This is a genomic window from Lysobacter sp. 1R34A, assembly GCF_051217035.1.
Taxonomy (GTDB): Bacteria; Pseudomonadota; Gammaproteobacteria; order Xanthomonadales; family Xanthomonadaceae; genus Lysobacter.
Genome location: NZ_JBPKJP010000174.1, coordinates 1 through 4,416, shown reverse-complemented (window position 1 = coordinate 4,416; position 4,416 = coordinate 1). Strand labels below are relative to the sequence as shown.

4 protein-coding genes are annotated in these 4,416 nt (G+C 71.4%); 3 read left to right on the top strand and 1 reads right to left on the bottom strand.

Features of this window, described 5'->3' with window-relative positions:
* Positions 1-128 precede the first annotated feature (128 nt).
* The 3 genes from ACSAMQ_RS20090 (at position 129) to ACSAMQ_RS20080 (ending at position 2,997) form a co-directional block, all read left to right on the top strand.
* The gene (locus ACSAMQ_RS20090; protein ID WP_435397354.1) at positions 129-1,529 is read left to right on the top strand and encodes an NAD(P)/FAD-dependent oxidoreductase; all 1,401 of its coding nucleotides are present in this window, start codon (positions 129-131) and stop codon (positions 1,527-1,529) included.
* 14 nt (positions 1,530-1,543) lie between these two features.
* Positions 1,544-2,545 (top strand): pteridine-dependent deoxygenase, encoded by a 1,002-nt coding sequence (locus tag ACSAMQ_RS20085; RefSeq protein WP_435397355.1) that lies wholly within the window; start codon positions 1,544-1,546, stop codon positions 2,543-2,545.
* A gap of 203 nt (positions 2,546-2,748) precedes the next feature.
* The gene (locus ACSAMQ_RS20080) at positions 2,749-2,997 is read left to right on the top strand and encodes a hypothetical protein (protein WP_031371268.1); all 249 of its coding nucleotides are present in this window, start codon (positions 2,749-2,751) and stop codon (positions 2,995-2,997) included.
* A 181-nt stretch (positions 2,998-3,178) separates the two neighbouring features.
* Here the strand turns inward: ACSAMQ_RS20080 and ACSAMQ_RS20075 are convergent.
* A partial coding sequence (locus tag ACSAMQ_RS20075) for an ATP-binding cassette domain-containing protein (protein WP_435397353.1) occupies positions 3,179-4,416 on the bottom strand: 1,238 nt, incomplete at its 5' end.

Genomic DNA, 4,416 nt, shown 5'->3' with positions numbered 1-4,416 from the left:
GCGACCGCTTCCGCCCGCGCCGGACCTGCGTTATCAGGCACTTGAGGCGATGCGCCGCAGCGGCGCGACGGCGCCGGCCACCCGCCGCCGTCGCGCAGCGGGCCGAGGCGGCAGGCTATCATTTGCGCATGAATCCGCCCGACTCCGCGCCCGACGCGGCCGCACCGACGGCCACCGCTGCTTCCAGCACGGCCAGCCCCTCCCACGCCGCGCAGAGCATCGACACCGATGTCCTGGTGATCGGCGGCGGCCCGGCCGGCACCACCGCGGCGACCCTGCTCGCGCGCAAGGGCTGGAAGGTGTTGCTGCTGGAAAAGGGCAGCCACCCGCGCTTCCACATCGGCGAATCGTTGCTGCCGATGAACCTGGCCATCCTCGATCGCCTCGGCGTGCTCGAACAGGTGCGCGCGATCGGCATCCACAAGCCCGGCGCCGAGTTCCCGATCGACGCCGAGCGCTACAACACCTTCCGCTTCGAGCGCGCGCTCAACCCGGTCTACGGTTACGCCTTCCAGGTCAAGCGCGAGGAGTTCGACGAACTGCTGTTCCGCCACGCCCAGGCCAACGGCGTCGACGCGCGCGAGCGGGTCAAGGTCGAGAAGATCGAGTTCGGCGCCGACGGCCGCCCGGCCGTGGTCCACGCCCGCGGCGACGACGGCAGCGAGTTGCGGGTGCGCCCGCGCTACCTGGTCGACGGCAGCGGCCGCGACACCTTCCTCGGCGGCCAGCTCAAGCTCAAGCAGAAGAACCCGTTGCACCAGTCGGCGGCGATCTTCAGCCACTTCACCGGCGTGCAGCGCCGCGAGGGCGAGGACGCCGGCAACATCACCGTGCAGCGTTTCGCCCACGGCTGGATGTGGCTGATCCCGCTGCAGCGCGACGTGATGAGCGTCGGCGCGGTGTGTTTCCCCGAATACCTCAAGCGGCGCCGCGGCGACAGCGAAGCCTTCCTGATGCAGACGCTGGAGTCCGAGCCCTCGGTGTGGCGGCGAATGCAGGGCGCGCAGCGCTGCGGCGACGTTCACGTCACCGGCAACTATTCCTACACCTGCGCGCGCATGACCGGCCCGGGCTGGGTCATGGTCGGCGACGCCTACGCCTTCGTCGACCCGGTGTTCTCCTCCGGCGTCTACCTCGGCATGAACAGCGGCGAGCAGGCCGCCGCGGTGGTCGACGGCGCATTGCGCGAGCCGGCGCGCGAGGCCGAACTGCAGGCCGCGATGGTCAAGCGCCTCAAGCGCGGCCTGCGCCATTTCCAGTGGTTCATCTATCGCTTCACCACGCCGGTGATGCGCGAGCTGTTCAACGCCCCGCGCAACTTCTGGCAGATCGAGCAGGCGGTGATCTCGATGCTCGCCGGCGACGTGTTCGACAACCGCGAAGTGCTGCGCCGCCTGCGCGTGTTCCGCTTCGTCTACGCGATGACCGCGCTGCGCATGGCGCCGCAGGCCTTGCGCGGCTGGTGGCGGCGCAAGCGCCAGGTCGGTGTGGATTTCCGCGGCGACACCCTGCAACGGGGCAACCCGTGAGCGCGGCCGAAGCCATGCTGGCGATGCCGCCGCAACTGCAGGTCGACTACGTCGCGGCTACGCCGGCCGAGCTGCTGGCCCAGGACGACACCCTGGCGGTGTTCGGCTTCGGCACCCAGGCGCCGCGGCACGACGACCCGCGCTATCTGCGGGTGGCGCTGGAACCCTTCGGCGACCGGCGCCTGGAGCGCTGGCGCGGGCGCGGCCCGGTGATCAAGGGCCGCGACGGCGACCTGGCCTGGTCGGAAGACGGCGCGCTGCAGTTCGGCGTGATCGAATTCGACGAACCCGAACCGCTGCCGGGCGAAGCCACCAACGGCGAGATCGCGCGCGCCGCCGAATACCTGTACCGCAAGCTGCTCGCCTTCACCGAAGCGCGCGGCTATCCGCACCTGCTGCGGATCTGGAACTACCTCGACGGCATCACCCTCGGCCACGGCGACGAAGAGCGCTACCGGGTGTTCTGCGTGGGCCGCGCCAAGGGCCTGGGCGATTTCGACATCGCCCGCCTGCCGGCGGCGACGGCGATCGGCCGCGTCGACGGCGCGCGCCGCCTGCAGGTGTATTGGCTGGCCTCGCGCACGCCCGGTACCCCGCTGGAAAACCCGCGCCAGGTCAGCGCTTACCGCTATCCGCGCAAGTACGGGCCGCAGCCGCCGAGTTTCGCCCGCGCCATGCTGCCGCCGCAGCCGGCGGCGATGCCCCTGCTGTTGTCGGGCACCGCGGCCGTGGTCGGCCACGAATCCAGGCATGCCGATTCGGTGTTGGCCCAGCTCGACGAGACCCTGGCCAACTTCGACAGCCTGCTCGGCGTCGCCCGCCAGCGCCGGCCGCAGCTGCCGACCGCATTCGGCGGCGGCTCCTGCCTGAAGGTGTACGTGCGCGACGCCGAGGAGATCGACAACGTCGCCGCCGCGCTCGACCGCCGCTTCGGCGAGCGGGTGCCGCGCATCCTGCTGCATGCGGCGATCTGCCGCCACGAGTTGCGCGTCGAGATCGACGGCTCGCACGGCTGAGCGCCGTCGCGCGGCGTTCATCACCCGCAATCGGCGATGAATCGCCAATCAATCGGGGCACGCTGGCGCCACTACGGCGCCAGCGGCGGCGTCGCCTCGACGCGCGCTTCCATCGGTCCCGGCCACCTCCGGCACTTGAAATCGCCCTGGCAGACGCTACGTTGCCCATGTGGCCAAACCGGCCGACTGCGGAGTACGACACGATGGGATTGATCAGCCTGCTCTGGGGCATCGTCGCGCTGCTGTGGATGATTCTCGCCCTGATCCCGCTGCTGGGCTGGGGCAACTGGTTCCTGATCCCGTTCGCCGCGGTCGGCGCGATCATCGCCGCGATCGGTGTGCTGTTCACGAGTTCGGAGAAGAACGGCCGCGCCAAGACCGGCCTGCTGCTCAACGCGATCGTGATCGTGGTCGGCGTGGTCCGCCTCGGCATCGGCGGCGGCATCGTCTGATGCCTGAGCGCGAGCTCGCCGGGCGTCGCCGCGCGAGCGGCGGCGGCATCCGAGTGCGTTCGTCTTAGCGATCTAACTGGCGCCGCACGGCCGCACGAGGCCGCATTCGTCATCCCGGCTCCGGGTCGCCGTCTCGGTACGGATTCTTCGTGCGCGTCACAGGTCGTCCGCGCTGAACCTGTCAGCCTGGGCTCGGACGCGCGGCGAGCAGCGCCCGCGTATGCGCGTGCTGCGGCGCGCGCAGCACCTGCGCGGTCGGTCCGGTCTCGACGATGCGGCCGGCTTCGAGCACGGCGATGCGCTCGGCCACCGCCGCCGCCGCGGCGAGGTCGTGGGTCACGAACAACAGGGCCAGGCCGCGCTCGCGCTTGAGCCGCGCGAGCAGGGCCAGGATCGCCGCGCGGTGATGCGCGTCCAGCGCCGACACCGCTTCGTCGCAGACCAACAGCTCCGGGTCGGTCGCCAGGGCGCGCGCGATCGCGATGCGTTGGCGCTGGCCGCCGGAGAACTGGTGCGGATAGCGATCGAGCATGGCCTCGTCCAGCCCCACCGCCTGCATCAACCCGGCGGCATGGCGGCGACGCGCGGCGGCATCGCCGCGGCCGTGAATGCGCAAGGGTTCGGACACGATCTCGGCGATGCGCAGGCGCGGATCGAGCGAGGCGTAGGGGTCCTGGAACACCACTCCGGTGCGTGCGCGCAGGCGGCGCAAGCCGCGCGCGTCGAGGCTGCCGAGCTCGGTGCCGTCGATCGACACCCGGCCCTGCGCGCCGCGCAGCAGGCGCAGCACTACCCGGCCGAGCGTGCTCTTGCCGCTGCCGCTTTCGCCGACCAGGGCCAGGCCCTCGCCGCGGCGCAGCTCGATGTCGACGCCGTCGAGCGCGCTGCGCGCCGCGCGCGGATAGCGCATGCGCAGGCCTTCGCCGCGCAACAGCACCGGCGCCTGCGACGCGCTCTCCGGCAAGGCTTCGATGCGGTCGGCGGCGAGCAGCTCGCGCGTATAGGCCTGGGTCGGCGCGGCGAACACCGCGGCGGTGCCGCCACGTTCGACCACCGCGCCACGCTGCAACACCAACAGTCGTTGTGCGTAGGCACCGACCAGCGGCAGGTCGTGGCTGATCAGCAACAACGCGAGATCGTCTTCGCGGCGCAGGCGATCGAGCAGGTCGAGGATGTCGCGGGCGATGCGCGCATCCAGGGCCGAGGTCGGCTCGTCGGCGATCAACACCCGCGGCCGCGTCGCCAGCGCCAGGGCGATCGCGATGCGCTGGCGCTGGCCGCCCGAGAACTGGTGCGGATAACGTCGCAGCGCGTTCGCCGGATCGGGCAGTTGCACGCGTTCGAACAAGGCCAGGGCGCGCTCGCCCGCGTCCGCCGGCGACAGGCCGCAGACCGCGCGCAGGGTCTCGAGCAGTTGCG

Coding starts and splice junctions, on each gene's coding strand:
- ACSAMQ_RS20085 (WP_435397355.1), top strand. CDS start 1,544: ATGCTGGCGATGCCGCCGCAACTGCAGGTCGACTACGTCGCGGCTACG.
- ACSAMQ_RS20090 (WP_435397354.1), top strand. CDS start 129: ATGAATCCGCCCGACTCCGCGCCCGACGCGGCCGCACCGACGGCCACC.
- ACSAMQ_RS20080 (WP_031371268.1), top strand. CDS start 2,749: ATGGGATTGATCAGCCTGCTCTGGGGCATCGTCGCGCTGCTGTGGATG.